We start from the raw sequence: 16,168 nt of genomic DNA, 5'->3' as shown, positions 1-16,168 counted from the left end.
TTCGCCCGACCCGTGGCCGCCGGCCACCTGACGGGTCGGTGCGGCGGGGCCGACCCGAACGACCCTAGGAACCGCCGGTGCGCCCTGGCCATGGCGCCCGCGCACACACCCGGCCGGGCAGCTGTGTGGCCCCGGCGGCCCGGGAACCGGGGGTCCGCCCGGCGCGTCCCAGCGGAGCCGGTCCGGCAGCGGAGCATGAGGAGGCAGCCCGTGAGGAATCGAACGCGCCAGATGTTGAAGGGCGTTGGGAGAAGGGTGGCGTCAGTGCCGGTGGTCGGGGCGGTGGGCGCCGCCGTACTGCTCACCGGCTGCGGCGACGCAGCGCCGAGTGACCTGGTAGGGCCCGGCGTGAGCGTCCGGCCCCCGGCCGCTCTGCCGTGCCCCGTGCCGGACCCCGCCGCGCCGCAGGCGCCGCCGACGCTGATCGACGCAACCCCCGCCAACACCCCCGAGGCCGCGAGGCTCTCCCAGGCCGTCGGCGCGCAGGGCGACGGGGCCTTCGCCGACGTCTACGCGACCCAGATCACCGACCACCCGGCGGGCCGGGTGGCCCTGTGCGTCACCGATCCGGTCCGCGGCCGCCTCCTGGTGGAGGCGGCGCACGCGGCGGATCCGGGCGCGGACCCGACCCGGGCGGACGTGTACGTGAGCACCTACTCCCGCCGGACCCTCGACGCCGCCGCTGCCAAGATCATCGCGCTGAGGGCGGACTTCCCGCTCTACAGCGTCTCCGGCGGGCACGGATCGTCGGTCGAGGTGACCACCAGCCAGGAGGGCGTACGGTCCGCGGAGTTCAGGACTCGGCTGGAGAAGGCCGCCGGGGGCGTTCCGGTCACGGTCAGGAAGGGCGAGGCCGCCCGGCCGCTGGTCGGGGACATGCCGATGAGCCCCCCGCCCTGAGCGCACCCTAAGCCGCCTGCGCGCAGCGCGTGGTGACCGGCGCGGCACGGGCCGCGAACGGCCGCGCCACGCACCGGCACTACTCCGGGCTGTCGCTGCCGCTGTCGCTGTCGTCGGCTCGGCCGTGGGCCGCGCGCGCGATCAAGTCCTCCATCGCCGCCCGCGGCAAGGAGGGGTTGGCCGCCGCGGCCTCGGCGATCTCCGGGGAGTCGTGGGTGAGGAGTTCCACGAGGACCGGTCCGGACAGTGCGGGGTGGCGCGCGGCGTCCGGACCGGCCTTGTGGTCGACCAGGCACGGCAGCAGCGCCGTCTCCGTGGCGTTCGCGTGCACGGCGATCGCGCGCCAGGCACGCAGCGCCGGCGGATCGTGCCGGGCCAGTTCCTCCAACAGGCCGGCCGGTGCGTCCGGGTTGGCCGCCACCTGCGCGTGGACCTGTACGCCGTGCCGCGCGACCATCGCGCGCAGCCGGTCCCCGGACAGGCCCGTGTGCGGGGCGACCGCGTTGGCCACCACCGCGTCCGCGTCGTCGGCCAGTGCGTCGCGCAGCTCGGGCGGAAGGGCGCGGCTGCGGGCCGCGAGCTTGCGTACGGCCGCGTGCGGGGAGACGGCCAGCTCCGCGAGCTCCCCCGGGGTGGCGGACGCGATGCGGGGCACGGGCTCCGGACGGATCCGGACCCTGCGGGCCAGGTCCGCCAGGACGTCGAGGGGTACCCGGGGCTGGTGGGCCAGTCGCCGGAGCAGGTCCGCCTCGCGGCCCGCGGCGAGCGAGCGGATCAGCGGTGCCTCGAGAGCGGTGTTCGCGGCGGCGTCCAGTCGGACCACCGACTCCGGGTCGGAGGCGAGCAGCGCGTACGTCTCCTGCGGCAGGTCGGACCGTTCGGTCAGGGCCCACCGGATCATCTTCGACGGGTGGCCGGCGAGGGTGGCCGCGACGTCGGGCGGTGTGGAGGGGTTGCGCGCGGCCCGTTCCAGGGTGGAGAGCACGGTCGTCTCGTGGCCGCCCGCGCAGGCGTCGCTGCCGAACAGTTCGCAGTCCTCGCGCTCGCAGTAGGGGTCGTGCGTGAAGGGGATCTCCTCTTGGTCGCAGACCAGGCACGAGAGGGCCGGTTCGAGCCCCTCACCGGTGATCAGCGCCGCCAGCGCGACGCCGGGCACCGCCTCGTTGACGGCGGCCGCCATCCGCACCTGGGCGTGCGGGTGCGTCGCGAGGCGGGCGGCGAGTTCCGGTTCGGCGGTCCAGATGCCGAGCTCCGCCACCACTGACACGTCCGGGTCGGCGGCGAGGGTCTCCTGGACGTCGAGCGGCAGGCCGGGCCGGGAAGCGAGGTCCCAGCGGACCTGCTGCTCGGGGTGGGTGGCGAGCGCCCGCGCCCACTCGGCCGGCCCGAAGCCCTCGTCGAGCATGGCGAGTGCCACCGACGGCCGGGCGAGGGGGTCCACGTCGGCGGGGTCGAGGCAACCCGCGCGCCCCAGCAGGCCCGCGGCGAGCTCGTCGGCGGCCGCGAGCGCGCGTGCCTGGCCGGGGGAGAGGTCCGGGCGGTCGCTCAGTTCCCAGGCGAGATGCCCGTCCGGATCGTGCACCGAGCCGTGCAGGGCGATCAGCCGGTCCAAGAGCCCGGGCGGCAGGGCCGGGTTGGCGGCGAGGCCGCGGAGCAGGTGGTCGATCACGAGGCCGGCGGGCTCGTCCGGGCCGGCGGGCTCGGGCACGGCCCGCGGTAGGAGAGGCGGCCGTACATCGGTCATAGGGCTTCCTCACGGGTGGTCGGCCGCACGGGGTGTGGCGGGCTTGCGCAGGGCCGCGGCCCGGTAGGACCGGCGCCCGCGCCGGGACGCTACAGCGGTGAGGCCCCGCCCGCGAACGATTTCCGGCGGACGCCGTCGGGCGGGGCGGGGCGGGGTTCCTCCCCGCCCCGCCCCAGCAGCCGGGCGCTCGTCGCAGGTGCCGGACAGGCGCGTGGTGCCGCCAGATCGCCCCGGTCCCCGCCCATCGCCACCGCGCCGGTCCGGCCCCGGAGCCCCTCCCGCCAGGTCCCTCGCACTGCGCTGCCGCGGCGGTCCGCCACGCGGTCCCTCACCCTCGTGGCGGCTCGGTCCGTGCCGCTTCGGAGTCGGCCGGCTCCTTGCCGAGGAGGCAGCAGACCATGCCGCCATCCGCGACGGCGACGCTCTCGTACCAGCCCTCCGGCGAGGCCGGCAGGACGACTCGGCGGGGCAAGTCGAAGGGCCCGCTCCTTCTTCCGCCGTTTGGCCGGGTGGCCCTCCAACCGGGCGGGACGGACGGTCGGGGGACGGGACGGGACGGGACGGGACGGACGGGACGGGATGGGCGGGACGGGGCGGGGCGGGACGGACGGGACGGGATGGGCGGGACGGGGCGGGGCGGGACGGACGGGACGGGATGGGCGGGACGGGGCGGGGCGGGACGCAACGGGGCGCGGGCCGGGCCACCGAGGCCGAGGGTGCCGGAGGGTTGGCACCGGCGGCGCCGTGCGCGGCCGCGGGCCGGGCCACCGAGGCCGAGAGTGCCGGAGGGTTGGCACCGGCGGCGCCGTGCGCGGCCCGGCCGAGCGACGGGGGTGGGGCCGCCGGTCGCGGACTCGGTCGGTCGCGCCGTCGGTCGGTCGCGGGGTCAGTCGGTCAGGTCGAGGAGCCGCAGGATGCCCTCCACGTACGCCGCCGAAACGGAGCCGGGTGCGCCCGTCGAGCGGCGCAGGCCCGGAAGGCCCGCACGGATGTGGGCCGCGCACTGGCCGTACAGACCGGCCTCGTGCGAGGTGCCGTCGTCCTCGGCGCCCAGCAGCCGCAGCAAGGCCCACAGCAGCGCCTCACGGGTGGCCTGCCGGGGCGGCCCGGCGGACCACACGGCCATCAGCGCGCCGCACACCGCCGGTGCGGGCGCCCGCAGCCGGCCGTTGTGGAAGGCATGGCCCTCCATCGCGTGGAAGGCGGCCGGGTGTCCCTCGGCCGCGTCCCACAAAGTGTCCACGAGGTGCCCGGCCGGGCGGCCGCAGCCGCACGTGAAGGCGTCCCAGTCGTGCCGGGAGATCTCGCGGGCGACCGCGTCGGGCACCAGCGGACTGGTGCGGGGCTGCTTATCCGTCGTTCTCACGGGAGAAGTATGGGATCAGGCCGGTGGCCGGTCCAGAGCGGCCCTCCCCGCGGGGACCGAGGGCGTCGACCCGACAGGCGTCGACCCGGCGGGCGGCGGACCGGCGGGCGGCGGACCGGCGGACGTCGAACAGGTGGGCGGAACCGGATCGGGGGCGCCGCCGTCCATAACCGCATGTGGACGAAGCCGCGGAACAGACGAAGGGCCGGCGTACTGGTGTGCGCGCTGCTCGCTACCCAGCTGGGGTCCCTGATCAGCCCTGCCTACGCCTGTGGCTGCGGGGCGATGGTCCCCGACGCCGCCTCCCGGATCGGGGTGTCCCGGGAGGCGTCCGTCGTGCGGTGGGACGGCCGGACCGAGCAGATCGCCATGCGGTTCACCGTCGGCGGCGACGCCAAGCGGGCCGCGTGGATCATGCCGGTGCCGGGGCGGGCCACGGTGCGCCTCGGTGACGCCGGGCTGTTCCCGCAGCTGGCGGACATGACCGGGCCCGAGTACCGGACCCGTGGCTACTTCTGGCCCCGCCGGGGCGATTGGCCCCTCACCTCCGACAGGGGGGACACCGCCGGAGCCCCGCTGCCCGGAAGCCGCGAGGCGGGGGTCGGCGTCGTGGGCCGTGAGCGGCTCGGCGACTTCGACGTCGCCCGCCTCACGGCGACCGACCCCGAGGCCCTGCGCGGCTGGTTGGACGCCAACGGGTTCGAACTGCCCGACGGCCTCTCCGCCGAACTGCAGCCGTACGTCGACCAGCACTGGGAGTACGTCGCCGTACGCCTCGCCCCCCGGGAGCCCGGCGCGGTCCTGCGGGGCACCCTGGACCCGCTCCTGATCCGCTTCGAGAGCGAACGCCTCGTCTACCCCATGCGGCTGTCCAGGCTGGCCAAATCCGCGCAGTCCCTCGGCCTGTACGTGCTGGCCGACCACCGGATGGAGCCCGCCTCCCCGATCGGCGGGAGCACCCCGAAGGTGACCTTCGCCGGACGGATCACCCCGACGGGCTCGGTCGCCGAACTCGCCGGCAGCGCACCGGTGTTCCTGACGGCGATCGACCAGAGCTTCCCCGTGCCGTCCCGGATCGACGCCGACCACGAACTGCGCGCCGCCGCCGCGGACACCCCCTACCGCCGGGTCGAATACCGAGACGAACTGCGCACGGCCGCCGGCGTCCCGGTCTGGATGCTGACGGTGGCGGGCGTGCTCGCGGCGGCGGGCCTGGCGGTGCTGCGGCTGCGCGGCCGGCGACGGGCGGTACGGGAGCGCGCGCACGGGTGAGCGCGGGGCGAGGGGACACCGCCCGGACCACGGGCCCCGCCCGGATCTCGGGCCCCGCCCTGACCTCTGGGGCCGCCCCGGATTCCGGCCCCGCCCGAGCGGGGACCCGTACCGTCACCCTGCGGCGGGTACCCGTTCCTCCGCCTCCCGGCGTCCGCGCGTCCGCGCCGCCTCCCGGGCCAGTGCCGGAGCGCAGATCCACCACGCCAGCAGCCCGGCCCCCGCGCCGGCCAGCGCCCCGGCGGCGGTGTCGCTGAGCCAGTGGGCGTGCAGCCAGGTGCGGCTCCACATCATCGCCAGCGTGAAGACGGCCCCGCCGGTCCACCAGGCCCGGCGCCGGGCGGCCGGCACGAGGAGCACGCCGACGAGGACGACGAGGAGCGCGGCGCCGGCCGCGTGCCCGGACGGGAAGGAACCGTGGTCGACCCGGACCAGCGGGTCGGCCGGGCGCGGCCGGTCCACCAGGTGCTTGAGCCCCTGGACGACGAGCATGTTGCCGATCGCGTAGACGCCGAGGAGGAACCCGGCCGCCACCCAGCGGCGGCGGACGAGCAGGAAGCACAGCAGGGCGAGCGGGACGACGGCGCCCAGGGGGCCGCCGAACCAGTTCAGTCCCGCCGCGACCGCCGAGTAGAGCCCCTCGTGCGGCCCGCCCATCCACGACAGCCAGCGCTCGTCCAGGTCTTGGAAGGGCGGACGCGCGACGTCCCGCCGTACGACGGCGCCGAGCACGGCGGCGGCCCCGAGGAGCCCGGCTCCGAGGGCGAGCGTGCCGGTACGCCGACGCCCCTCGTCCGGTACGGGCGCGCGGCGCGCGTCGGGTCTGGCGGGCGGGGCGGCGTGGATCGTGGACATGGCTGTGCCTCTCGCGGCTCGGGGAGGTGAGGGTGGCGGTGGGAAGGGGGCACACCGGGGCGAAGGGCGAGGGGCGCGCGCGAGCGGGCGGGCGATCCGGACCCCGGCGTGGAAGCCACTTCTTGCTTACACGTGTAATCAGGGACTGTAGCGACGCACTTCCGCCCACCACAAGCCTTCGGCCTGCGGGCTTTACCGAGGGATCCTGGTCCGCCTCGCGGTGCCGGGCCATCGCGTGCGCCGACGACTCAGGCCGTCGCCCCGGACGGATGACCGTGACCCGCTACTGGGGGCCGTGTCCAGCGCGGCCGGCGCCGCCCGGGTCGTGTCCACGGCCATCACCCGGGCTCCCGCGGCGGCCATCGCGACCATCACGGCCGACGGGCCCCCGCCGTCACGGCCGTGCACCCGCGACCCACTCGCCCGCCGCCGCCCGTCCCCGGGCGACGACCGCCCGGAACGCCGTCGCGAAGCGGCACGCCAGCCGGTTCGTGGCCCGGCACGTGCGGCAGCGTGATGTCGGGGTCGTGTCCCATCCACCCGTGCCAGTCGCTGCGGCACAGCCCGGTCGCCTCGACCCGTACCACCACCCCGCCGACGGCCGGGGCCGGATCGGCCACCTTCCGTACACTCGCTCGTCCGGTCCCGTCCCGGCCCCGCCGGGCCCCGTCAGCGGCGAGGCCGCGTCACGCGACGGCGGTCCCCTCGAGCTCGACCATCTGGCCGGGGACCGCCAGCCGTGTCACTCCGAGCATCGTGGTGGTCGGCGCCACCCCGGCGGCGCCCAAGCGCGCCCCCAGTACGCCGTAGTGCCGCAAGAGCAGATCGACGTCGGTCGTGTAGACGTTGAGCCGGACGAGGTTCGCCGGCGACATGCCGGCCCCGGCGAGCACGGCCTCCAGGTTGCCGATGCTCAGCGCCAACTGCGCAGCCATGTCACCGTCATGCAGGGGCTTGCCGTCGCCGCTCATCGCGGTCTGCCCCGAGATGTACAAGGTCCGGGTGTGCCCGGAGACGACCTCACCTTGGTTGAATCCCATCTCCACCGACCACGTCACAGGGTTGATCGCCGTTCGTTCCATCGCCACGTCAGCTCCATTCGATCCATGGGGAGTACGCACGTCCGTCCGTCGGCTCGGGAGCCGCCGGCTTCGACGTCGCGTTGACGAGCCTCGCAACGAATCACGACATCCTCGGTCAGGTATTGCCGATAAAGTTCCCGCATGCGCGCCGACCGGTTGGTCTCGCTGGTGTTGCTCCTGCGTCAGCGCGGTCGGCTGACCGCGGACACGCTGGCCCGCGAGCTGGAGGTATCCACCCGTACCGTGCTGCGCGACATCGAGGCGCTGTCGGCGGCTGGCGTCCCGGTCTACGCCGAACGCGGCCGGCACGGCGGTTTCGCGTTGTCGCCCGGTTTCCGGACCGAGCTCACCGGTCTGAACCACGAGGAGACCCTCGCCTTGCTGACCGCCGGACCGGGGCGCGGCGAGCGGGTGTTCGGCCTCGGCCCTGCGCTCGCTTCGGCCCTGCGGAAGGTGGTCGACGCGCTGCCCGAAGGCCACCGGGTCACCGCGAACGACGCGGCCCGGCGGTTCCTCGTCGACCCGGAGACCGACCTGCTCTCGCGTCGGCTGGTCACCGAGGACGTACCCGACACCACGATGATCGAGGTCCGGCGCGCGGTGCTCGCCGGACACAAGCTGCGCATCCACTACGCGGCCACGGGCCAGACGCCGCAGTGGCGCACGGTGGACCCGATCGGTCTGGTCACCGTGCGCGACCGGGGCTACCTGCTGGCCACGAGGGCCGGCGCGGACCGCACCTACCGGCTGTCGCGGGTGTCGGCCGCCGAGGAACTCCCCGAAACGGCAGAGCGGCCCACCGGGGTCGATCTGGACCGGATCTGGCGGGAACGCTCCGCGCGGTTCCTCTCCGACGGCGACCACATCACCGTGCTGCTACGGGTGGACCCGGCGCGGCGGGAGGAACTGCTGGACACGGCGCTGGCCGTCCGCGCGGAGGAGCCCGACGCGGACGGCCGGCTGCGGCTGGAGGTGACCTTCCAAGACGCACGTCACGCCGAGTGGGCGCTGTGGCAGCTCAGCACGGACGCGGAAGCCCTGGCCCCGCAGTCGTTGCGCACCGCCCTGCGCGACCGCGCCGCCGCGATCGCCACCCGCTACGGAGCCCCGTCCGAGGTCGACGTCCTGGCCGCGCGCGCCGAGTCGTAGGCCGGTGCGTCTCTGCCGGCCGGCCGCATGTGTGCCGAAACCGGAGGGCGGGCGGGTGCGTCGGCGGCCCTCAGCGGCCCCGCGCCCGGCGCAGGGCCAGGGCCGCCAAGGCCTCTGGGGCGCCCTGCTGTTCGCGGATGCCGGGGAAGGCGTTGACGTCGACGATCAGGGGGGACCCGTCGGCGGTCTCGATGACGTCCACGCCGTAGACGTCCAGGGAGAAGACCTCGCCGACCCGGCGGGCCAGGCCGGCCCAGCCGGCGGGGAGCCGCGGCAGCGGCAGGGTCGGGCCACGGCCCTCGGGGGAGAGCTCGGAGCGGCGCAGGGCCGCGAAGACCCGTTCGCCGATCGCCCAGATCTTGTGGTCCCAGCCGCTGTTCGGGGCGAAGTCCTGTACCACCACCGGCTCGTCGGGCCACGCGCCCGCCAGCTCCTTCAGCTCCTCGGCCCCGTCGACCACGGACACGAGGTCCTCCCGGCGGCTGTGCCGGCTCTTGACGACGACGGGCGCGCGCAGGGTCGCTCCGTCGGCCCACCGCGCGAGCGCGTCGAAGGTACGGGTCGCGGCGAACGGCAGCCCGGCGCGTACGGCGAGCTCCGCCATCAGCGTCCGGTCCTGGCAGAGCGTCGTCGCCGCGGCCGAGTTCACCACGGGCGCCCCGCGACGCTCCAGGCTCCGGGCCAGGTCCAGCCCCTGCGGGGTGTGCGCCTTGAGCAGGTAGACGTCGGCCGGTGGTGCGGCGGCCGGGTCCGGCGCGCCCGGGTCCAGCACCTCGATCCCGTGGCCGGCGTCCCGCAGCAGCCCGGCGGCCGCCGAGAGCAGCGGGTGCCCGGGCTTGTCCGTGATCAGGCCGATCCTCATCCGGCGTCCCCCGCCGTCGCGGCGGCGGGGGCGACCGCGGCGGCGACCGTGGCGGCGGAGGCCTGGGCCGGGATCGACACGGGCAGCCCGGCCCGCCGGGGGAGTCCATCGCCGGAGCGGGCCCCGGCGACCGTACCGGCTCCGGTACCCGTGCCGGTCGCGGGCCCGGGCACGATTGCGCCGGCCGCCCCCGCTCCGGAGGCGCCCTCGCGTGCGAGGTCCAGTACCGCACGCGCCACCCGGGCCGCCGCGTCCGGGACCTGACGGAAACTCGGGAAATCGTTGACGTCGACGACCACCGGCCCGTCGGGGCCCAGCAGCACGTCCACTCCGTACAGATCGAGCCCGTACACCGCCCCGACCCGCGCACCGATCTCCGCGATCTCCGACGACAGGGGGACGAGCCGCTCGGGAACCGGGCTCTGCGGGTGCAGGGGGGAGCGGCGCTCGGTGGCGAAGAGTTCCCCGCCGACCGCGTACACCTTGATGTCGGTGCCGGAGTTCGGCACGTACGGCTGGGCGATGAGCATGCCCTCGCCGGTGAGTGCGGGGAGCAGCGCCGCCAGCCGCTCCGGCGAGGAGACCAGGTGTACGGCCCGCCCCGAACTGCCGTCGGCGGGTTTGACGACGAGCGGGTACTGCGATGCCGGGATCTCCGCCAGCAGTTCGGGCCGGGCGGCGGCGTACGTCGGGGGCAGGGGCAGCCCGCGTCCCCGGCCGATGGCGGCGGCGAGCGCCTTGTCCCGTACGCCCCGGATCGCGCGGGCGTCGTTGACCGTGGTCATCCCGGCCGCGGCGGCGGCTTCGAGCAGGGTCAGCCCGGGGCCGCCCGACACCGTTTTGAGGACCCAGGCGTCATGGGCGCCGGCATCCACCGCCTCGCTCATCCTCAGGAGCGAACCGCCCGGCCGCAGCACATCCACGCGGTGGCCCCAGGAGCTGAGTTGCCGGACCACCTCGTTCGGCATGCCGTCGTGGCGGTAGTGCTCCTCCACCAGGAAGCAGAGCCTCATGGACCTTCCCCATATTCCCCGGACGTCCGCCGATCCCGTCCGGCGAGTTGTGACGTCACAGGATGTCATGGACCGCAATGTGATGATCGGTCCGTGTGGGTGGCATCCGGCAACAGGCCCCGCGTCCCCGTCGGCGGTCCGTCCGACCTGCCTCGCGGCAGCTCCGAGTGTGCGATGAACCCGTACGTAGAACGTTCCAAAAGGACCCTTAACGGTCACAGTTGACTGGAAAATTTGTCAGGAGCTGTCCAAAGCGATCAACAACTCTCCTATAGTGATGCCTCGTTGCCAGGAACCTTCTCCTCCATTTACGCCCGGTATGAGGCTTTGATTGATGACGGCGCCGCCCTCCCCCCTTCGCCCCTCCGCGCTGGCCCTGCTGATCACAGCAGCGGCCGGCGGCGCGCTCACCACGGCGGCGGTGGCCGCGGCCCCGTCGTCCATCGGCGCTCCCCTCGCCTGGTTCTCCGGCGCGGGCGTACTGCTCCTCGCGGTCGCCGCCTTCGCGGTCACCTGGACGTCGCGCACCGCGCGCACCCAGCGGAGCCGGATCTCCGGCCTGACCGCCGAACTCGCCGCCCGTGACGGGCGCATCGCGCACCTGATCGCCGACGCGGCCCGTGACGCGGCCGCCCGCACGGCCGAACACACCCGCCTGGCCCACGACCACGCCGCCGTGCTGGAACGCATGGCCGCCGCCCACGCCGCCGAACTCGACGGCCTCGCCGCCGCCCAGAACGCCTCCCGCGAGCGGCTCGGCGGCGAACTGCGCCGAGCCGAGTCGGGCCGGGCCGCCGCCATGGCCGCCGCGGCCAACGCCGCCGGCCGGATGCAGGCCCTGGCCACCGGGATGCTCGCCGACCTCCGCGAGATGGAACACCGGCACGCCGACGAGGACGTCCTGACCGACCTCCTCCACCTCGACCACCGCACCGCCCAGGCGGGCCGCCTCGCGGACTCCATCGCCGTCCTGACCGGAGCCCGGTCGGGCCGCCGCTGGGCCAAGCCGATCGTCATGGAGTCGATCCTGCGCGGGGCCATGGGCCGCATCGGCGGCTACCAGCGGATCCGGCTGCACTCCACCTGCGACGCCGCCGTCGCCGGGCACGCCGCCGAGGGCGTCATGCACGCCCTCGCGGAACTCCTCGACAACGCGGCGAACTTCTCCCCGCCGACCGCCGAAGTCCACGTATACGTGGAGGAGGTGCCGTCCGGCATCATCGTCACCGTCGAGGACAGCGGCCTCGTCATGAGCGAGGTCCAACTGCGCCGCGCCGAACAGGCCGTGAGCGCCGAGTCCTTGGACCTCGCCGGGCTGTCCGGCACCCGGCTCGGCCTCGCGGTCGTCGGCCGGCTCGCCCGCAAGCACGGGCTGACGGTGTCCTTCCGGCCCTCCGCCCGCGGCGGCACGGGCGCACTGATGATGCTCCCGCAGGAGCTGATCAGCCGTACGCCCGCCGAAGCCCCCGCCCCGGCCCCGGCGGCCGTGATCCCGGCGCGCCAGACAGCGCCCTCCACGGCCCCCGCCGCCGCTCCCGGGCACGCCGCCGGCGAGCCCGACGCCGTCCACGACAGCGCCGCCGGGCCCCTCGACTCGGCCCGGGCGAAGGACCGTACGCCCGTGCCCGACACCGACGGCCCGCACGCCTCCGGGTCCGGATCCACCGGCGGGCACTCCGACCCGGGTGACAGCGGCCTGCCCCAGCGCCGCCGCGGCCGGACCCTGGCCGCCGCGCACCCCGAGGGACCGGACGCCGCGGGCACGCAGCCTCGTATGACGGCCCCGCCCACCGGGGCGTCCCGGTCGGCCGCGCGCTTCGGCAGCTTCCGCCAGGCCGTCCGCGGCTCAGGGGCCCCGAGCGGCGCAGGCGGACCCGACGACGAGCAGCAGCCCGCGCACACCACAGACCCGGAAGGCAACACGCGATCATGACCGGCTTCACCACCGACGAGACGCTCAACTGGCTCCTGGAAGGCCTCCTGGAGCGCACACCGGGCGCCCGCCACGCCCTCGTGCTCTCCCGCGACGGCCTCAAGCTGTGCCGGACGCCCGAGCTGTCCGTCGACCAGGCCGACCAGCTCGCCGCCATCGCCGCCGGCATCCAGAGCCTGTCCCACGGCGCGTCCATCGAGTTCGGCGACGGGACCGGCGGCGTCCGCTCGGCCATGGCCGAGTTCTACGGCGGCATCCTCTTCATCGTCGAGGCGGGGGAGGGCGCCCACCTCGCGCTCGTCGCCAACGAGGACGCGGACGCCGGCCTCGTCGGCCACAACATGTCCGAACTGGTCGAGCAGCTCGGCGAACACCTCATCGCCAGGCCCCGGGGATGAGCCGGTCCAGGCCGGGCCGGGACGACTCCCCGGACCGGCTCTACACCCTCACCGGTGGCCGCACCCGCTCCGGATCCGACGTCTTCGACCTGGTCACCCTGGTCATCGCCGAATGCGATCCGGTACCCGGCATGCAGTCCGAGCACGCCGCGATCCTGCGGATGTGCCGTTTCCCGACAGCGGTCGTGGAGATCGCGGCCGAGCTCGGGCTGCCGGTGTCGATCGTACGGATCCTGCTGGCCGACATGCTCGGCACCGGACGGATCAGTGCCCGCCACCCGCGAACCGCGAGCTCGGCGTACAGCCTTCCCGACCCCGACATCCTGGAGCAGGTGCTCGTTGGACTCCGCAATCTCTGACGCGACGACCCCCGACGCCGCGTCCACGCACGCGTCCGAACCGCTCCGGCCCCGCAGGGCACTGCACAGCACCGCCGACAACGGACTGAAGATCGTCATCGTGGGCGGTTTCGGCGTCGGCAAGACAACCATGGTCCGCTCGGTCAGCGAGATCCGCCCGCTGAACACCGAAGAGACCATGACCAAGGCCGGCGAGGCCGTCGACGACGTCGACGGGATCGCGGGGGTCGCCGGGAAGAGCGCCACCACCGTGGCCTTCGACTTCGGTCGCATCACCCTCGACGCCCGCAACGTGCTCTACCTGTTCGGCGCCCCCGGCCAGGAACGGTTCTGGTTCCTGTGGGACCGGCTCTTCTCCGGCACCCTCGGCGCCGTCGTCCTCGTCGACACCCGGCGCCTCGCCGACTCCTGGTACGCCATCGACCGGCTCGAACACCACGGCACGCCCTTCGTCGTGGCCTGCAACGACTTCGGCGGACCCGAGCACACCCCCGAGCAGATCCGCGCCGCCCTCGACCTGCCGGCCGCCGTCCCGCTGGTGTTCTGCGACGCCCGCTCCCGCGAGTCGAGCAAGCACGTCCTGATCTCCCTCGTCCAGCACCTCCAGACGGCCGCCCCGCACCGGCCCGCGTCGAGCCCTCTGCCGAGCCCCCCGTCCCAGACCCCGGAGCCCACCCCGTGACCTGCCCCGCCGCCCCCGAGCACCAGCCCGTCTACCTCGGCGGCCCCCGGTTCCAGACCGACCCCGTCGAGCTGTACCGGGACATGCGCCGCGACCACGGCGCCGTCGCCCCGGTCCTCCTCGACGGCGACGTACCGGCCTGGCTGGTCCTCGGCTACCGCGAGCTGCACCAGGTCACCAGCGACCCGGTGCTCTTCTCCCGGGACTCCGAACTGTGGAACCAGTGGGACCGCATCCCCGCCGACTGGCCGCTGCTCCCCATGATCGGCCGCAAGCAGCCCTCGATCCTCTACACCGTCGGCGAACGCCACCGCGAGCGGGCCGGCGTCATCTCCGACGCCCTCGAATCCGTCGACCCCTTCGAACTCAAGGGCCACGCCGAGCGGTTCGCGGACGAACTGATCGACCAGCTGTGCGGCAGGGGCTCCTGCGACATCGTCGGCGAGTACGCCATGCTCCTGCCGCTGCGCGTCCTCGCCCGCCTCTACGGGTTCTCCGACGCACAGGGCCCCGGCCTCGTCACGGCCATGAACGACATGATCAACGGGCGGGAGGGCGCCCTGGAGGGCCAGCGCCACCTCGCCGAGTCGATGTTCGGGCTCCTCTCCGCCAAGCTCGCCGACCCCGGCCACGACGTCGTCTCCCGGATGCTCGCCAACCGGGCCGGCTTCACCGTCGAGGAGGTCGCCCAGGACCTCATGGTGATGATGGCCGCGGGCCACCAGCCCACCGCCGACTGGATCGGCAACTCGCTGCGCCTCATGCTCACCGACGACCGCTTCGCCGCCTCCCTCGCCGGCGGCCGCCACAGCGTCGGCGAAGCCATGAACGAGGTCCTGTGGGAGGACACCCCCACCCAGAACGTCGCCGGCCGCTGGGCCTCCCGCGACACCCATCTCGGCGGCCAACGCATCGGCAGCGGCGACCTGCTCCTGCTCGGCCTCGCCGCCGCCAACGGCGACCCGCACGTCCGCACCGACGCCGGCGCCCTCACCGGCGGCAACAACGCCTTCTTCTCCTTCGGACACGGCGATCACCGCTGCCCCTTCCCCGCCCAGGAGGTCGCCGAGGTCATCGCGCGCACCGGCATCGAGGTGCTCCTCGACCGGCTCCCCGACGTCGACCTCGCCGTCCCCGCCGGAGAACTGACCCGCCGCCCCTCGCCCTGGCTGCGCGGCCTCGCCGCCCTCCCCGTGACCTACACCCCGACCCCCGCCCTTGGAGCCACCCGATGACGTGCCCGATCGACCACAGCGGCCCCGCGGCCATCACTCTCGACCCCTTCGTCGCGGACCTCGACGCCGAGAGCGCCGCCCTGCGCGCCGCCGGCCCGCTGGTACGGGTGGTCCTGCCCGGCGGTGTCGGCGTGTACGCAGTCACCCGCCACGCCGAGGCCCGCAAGCTGCTGACCGACCCTCGGATCGTCAAGGACATCAACGTCTGGGGCGCCTGGCAGCGCGGCGAGATCCCGCTGGACTGGCCGCTGATCGGCCTCGCCAACCCCGGCCGCTCGATGCTGACCGTGGACGGAGACGAGCACCGCCGCCTGCGCACCCTGGTCGCGCAGGCACTGACCGTACGCCGGGTGGAGAAGCTGCGCTCCGGCATCGAGGCACTGACCACCGGCATGCTGGACGAGCTCGCCGCGCTGCCGGCCGGCGAGACGGTGGACCTCAAGGCGCGTTTCGCCTACCCGCTCCCGATGAACGTCATCAGCGACCTGATGGGCGTCGACACCGAGGAACACCCCCGCCTGAAGGCCCTGTTCGAGAAGTTCTTCTCGACGCAGACGCTGCCCGAGGAGGTGCCGCAGATGATGGCGGACCTCGGCGCGCTGTTCTCCCGCATCGTCGAGTCCAAGCGCGAGAACCCGGGCGACGACCTCACCAGCGCGCTCATCGAAGCCTCGCAGGACGGCGACCACCTCACCACCGAGGAGATCACCAACACCCTCCAGCTGATGGTCGCCGCCGGCCACGAGACCACCATCAGCCTGATCGTCAACGCGGTCGTCGCCCTGGAGAGCCACCCCGAGCAGCGTGACCTCGTCCTCAAGGGCGAGGTCTCCTGGGAGAACGTCATCGAGGAGACGCTGCGCTGGTCCACCCCGACCTCGCACGTGCTGATCCGCTTCGCCGCCGAGGACGTGGAGGTCGGCGACCGCACCCTGCCCCGGGGCGAGGGCCTGATCGTCTCCTTCGGCGCCATCGGCCGCGACGAGGCCCAGCACGGCGAGACGGCGGGCGAGTTCGACGTCACCCGCACCCCGAACCGGCACATCTCCTTCGGCCACGGCCCCCACGTCTGCCCCGGCGCGGCCCTCTCCCGCCTGGAGGCCCTGGTCGCCCTCCCGGCGCTGTACGCCCGCTTCCCCGGCCTCGCGCTGGCCGTCGCCCCGCAGGACCTGCGCAACAAGCCGATCCTCACCCAGAACGACCTCTACGACCTCCCGGTCCGCCTGTCCTGACCCCTCGCCGCGCCCCCGGCCCGGCGGGGGCGCGGCGTCCGAATAAATCGGATGTGCCCGCGCCGACGGGTTGTTAGGTTCGCGGT

Annotated in this window: 16 protein-coding genes and 1 pseudogene; 9 read left to right on the top strand and 8 right to left on the bottom strand. The window is 74.6% G+C overall.

Annotated features, from left to right (window positions below):
- Positions 1 to 255: 255 nt before the first annotated feature.
- Positions 256 to 900: a hypothetical protein gene (locus ACFWBY_RS15485; RefSeq protein ID WP_385331552.1), complete on the top strand. Its 645-nt coding sequence runs from the start codon at positions 256 to 258 to the stop codon at positions 898 to 900.
- Positions 901 to 979: 79 nt separating this feature from the next.
- Here ACFWBY_RS15485 and ACFWBY_RS15480 read toward each other — a convergent pair whose 3' ends face one another.
- The 3 genes from ACFWBY_RS15480 to ACFWBY_RS15470 form a co-directional block, all read right to left on the bottom strand.
- Complete coding sequence (locus ACFWBY_RS15480) at positions 980 to 2,644, bottom strand: hypothetical protein (RefSeq protein ID WP_385331554.1); 1,665 nt, start codon at positions 2,642 to 2,644, stop codon at positions 980 to 982.
- Between the two features lie 328 nt (positions 2,645 to 2,972).
- The gene (locus tag ACFWBY_RS15475) at positions 2,973 to 3,116 is read right to left on the bottom strand and encodes a hypothetical protein (RefSeq protein ID WP_385331557.1); all 144 of its coding nucleotides are present in this window, start codon (positions 3,114 to 3,116) and stop codon (positions 2,973 to 2,975) included.
- 414 nt (positions 3,117 to 3,530) lie between these two features.
- Entirely contained in the window at positions 3,531 to 4,010 is a 480-nt protein-coding gene (locus ACFWBY_RS15470) for a hypothetical protein (RefSeq protein ID WP_385331559.1), read from the bottom strand.
- 174 nt (positions 4,011 to 4,184) lie between these two features.
- Here ACFWBY_RS15470 and ACFWBY_RS15465 point away from each other — a divergent pair, with 174 nt between their 5' ends.
- Positions 4,185 to 5,282: a DUF2330 domain-containing protein gene (locus ACFWBY_RS15465; RefSeq protein ID WP_385331561.1), complete on the top strand. Its 1,098-nt coding sequence runs from the start codon at positions 4,185 to 4,187 to the stop codon at positions 5,280 to 5,282.
- 114 nt (positions 5,283 to 5,396) lie between these two features.
- On the opposite strand, the gene ACFWBY_RS15460 is transcribed toward ACFWBY_RS15465, so the two are convergent.
- From ACFWBY_RS15460 to ACFWBY_RS15450, 3 genes and pseudogenes are all read right to left on the bottom strand, one after another.
- Positions 5,397 to 6,137 (bottom strand): phosphatase PAP2 family protein, encoded by a 741-nt coding sequence (locus ACFWBY_RS15460; protein WP_385331564.1) that lies wholly within the window; start codon positions 6,135 to 6,137, stop codon positions 5,397 to 5,399.
- 264 nt (positions 6,138 to 6,401) lie between these two features.
- Positions 6,402 to 6,757, bottom strand: a pseudogene (locus ACFWBY_RS15455) (alcohol dehydrogenase catalytic domain-containing protein); the annotation flags it as partial.
- A gap of 66 nt (positions 6,758 to 6,823) precedes the next feature.
- A complete protein-coding gene (locus tag ACFWBY_RS15450) occupies positions 6,824 to 7,219 on the bottom strand; it encodes a RidA family protein (protein ID WP_385331729.1) in 396 nt (131 codons plus the stop codon).
- A gap of 141 nt (positions 7,220 to 7,360) precedes the next feature.
- On the opposite strand from ACFWBY_RS15450, the gene ACFWBY_RS15445 reads away from it, so the two are divergent.
- Positions 7,361 to 8,368: a helix-turn-helix transcriptional regulator gene (locus ACFWBY_RS15445; RefSeq protein WP_385331567.1), complete on the top strand. Its 1,008-nt coding sequence runs from the start codon at positions 7,361 to 7,363 to the stop codon at positions 8,366 to 8,368.
- Positions 8,369 to 8,438: 70 nt separating this feature from the next.
- Here ACFWBY_RS15445 and ACFWBY_RS15440 read toward each other — a convergent pair whose 3' ends face one another.
- Both ACFWBY_RS15440 and ACFWBY_RS15435 read right to left on the bottom strand, forming a co-directional pair.
- Positions 8,439 to 9,230, bottom strand: a complete 792-nt coding sequence (locus ACFWBY_RS15440; RefSeq protein WP_385331570.1) for a RimK family alpha-L-glutamate ligase — start codon at positions 9,228 to 9,230, stop codon at positions 8,439 to 8,441.
- Positions 9,227 to 10,243, bottom strand: a complete 1,017-nt coding sequence (locus ACFWBY_RS15435) for a RimK family alpha-L-glutamate ligase (RefSeq protein ID WP_385331573.1) — start codon at positions 10,241 to 10,243, stop codon at positions 9,227 to 9,229. Before ACFWBY_RS15435 ends, ACFWBY_RS15440 begins: the two co-directional genes overlap by 4 nt.
- Positions 10,244 to 10,577: 334 nt before the next feature.
- Here ACFWBY_RS15435 and ACFWBY_RS15430 point away from each other — a divergent pair, with 334 nt between their 5' ends.
- From ACFWBY_RS15430 to ACFWBY_RS15405, 6 genes are read left to right on the top strand one after another with little or no spacing between them, the layout of a single operon-like run.
- Entirely contained in the window at positions 10,578 to 12,176 is a 1,599-nt protein-coding gene (locus ACFWBY_RS15430; RefSeq protein ID WP_385331576.1) for a sensor histidine kinase, read from the top strand.
- Positions 12,173 to 12,574: a roadblock/LC7 domain-containing protein gene (locus ACFWBY_RS15425; RefSeq protein ID WP_112451677.1), complete on the top strand. Its 402-nt coding sequence runs from the start codon at positions 12,173 to 12,175 to the stop codon at positions 12,572 to 12,574. The genes ACFWBY_RS15430 and ACFWBY_RS15425 overlap by 4 nt, the downstream gene beginning before the upstream one ends.
- Positions 12,571 to 12,933 (top strand): DUF742 domain-containing protein, encoded by a 363-nt coding sequence (locus ACFWBY_RS15420; RefSeq protein ID WP_385331580.1) that lies wholly within the window; start codon positions 12,571 to 12,573, stop codon positions 12,931 to 12,933. Before ACFWBY_RS15425 ends, ACFWBY_RS15420 begins: the two co-directional genes overlap by 4 nt.
- Entirely contained in the window at positions 12,914 to 13,615 is a 702-nt protein-coding gene (locus ACFWBY_RS15415) for an ATP/GTP-binding protein (RefSeq protein WP_385331582.1), read from the top strand. The genes ACFWBY_RS15420 and ACFWBY_RS15415 overlap by 20 nt, the downstream gene beginning before the upstream one ends.
- Positions 13,612 to 14,850 (top strand): cytochrome P450, encoded by a 1,239-nt coding sequence (locus tag ACFWBY_RS15410; RefSeq protein WP_385331585.1) that lies wholly within the window; start codon positions 13,612 to 13,614, stop codon positions 14,848 to 14,850. The genes ACFWBY_RS15415 and ACFWBY_RS15410 overlap by 4 nt, the downstream gene beginning before the upstream one ends.
- Positions 14,847 to 16,082, top strand: coding sequence for a cytochrome P450 (locus ACFWBY_RS15405; RefSeq protein WP_385331588.1), 1,236 nt, complete (start codon positions 14,847 to 14,849; stop codon positions 16,080 to 16,082). The genes ACFWBY_RS15410 and ACFWBY_RS15405 overlap by 4 nt, the downstream gene beginning before the upstream one ends.
- Positions 16,083 to 16,168 lie beyond the last annotated feature (86 nt).

Origin of the sequence: Streptomyces sp. NPDC060049, assembly GCF_042736715.1 — a bacterium.
In the GTDB taxonomy this organism is placed as follows: domain Bacteria; phylum Actinomycetota; class Actinomycetes; order Streptomycetales; family Streptomycetaceae; genus Streptomyces.
The sequence above is the reverse complement of the archived record's forward strand: the minus strand, read 5'-3'. Positions and strand labels throughout refer to the sequence as shown.

Coding starts and splice junctions, on each gene's coding strand:
- ACFWBY_RS15405 (WP_385331588.1), top strand. CDS start 14,847: ATGACGTGCCCGATCGACCACAGCGGCCCCGCGGCCATCACTCTCGAC.
- ACFWBY_RS15430 (WP_385331576.1), top strand. CDS start 10,578: ATGACGGCGCCGCCCTCCCCCCTTCGCCCCTCCGCGCTGGCCCTGCTG.
- ACFWBY_RS15440 (WP_385331570.1), bottom strand. CDS start 9,230: ATGAGGATCGGCCTGATCACGGACAAGCCCGGGCACCCGCTGCTCTCG.
- ACFWBY_RS15425 (WP_112451677.1), top strand. CDS start 12,173: ATGACCGGCTTCACCACCGACGAGACGCTCAACTGGCTCCTGGAAGGC.
- ACFWBY_RS15435 (WP_385331573.1), bottom strand. CDS start 10,243: ATGAGGCTCTGCTTCCTGGTGGAGGAGCACTACCGCCACGACGGCATG.
- ACFWBY_RS15420 (WP_385331580.1), top strand. CDS start 12,571: ATGAGCCGGTCCAGGCCGGGCCGGGACGACTCCCCGGACCGGCTCTAC.
- ACFWBY_RS15445 (WP_385331567.1), top strand. CDS start 7,361: ATGCGCGCCGACCGGTTGGTCTCGCTGGTGTTGCTCCTGCGTCAGCGC.
- ACFWBY_RS15460 (WP_385331564.1), bottom strand. CDS start 6,137: ATGTCCACGATCCACGCCGCCCCGCCCGCCAGACCCGACGCGCGCCGC.
- ACFWBY_RS15450 (WP_385331729.1), bottom strand. CDS start 7,219: ATGGAACGAACGGCGATCAACCCTGTGACGTGGTCGGTGGAGATGGGA.
- ACFWBY_RS15480 (WP_385331554.1), bottom strand. CDS start 2,644: ATGACCGATGTACGGCCGCCTCTCCTACCGCGGGCCGTGCCCGAGCCC.
- ACFWBY_RS15465 (WP_385331561.1), top strand. CDS start 4,185: ATGTGGACGAAGCCGCGGAACAGACGAAGGGCCGGCGTACTGGTGTGC.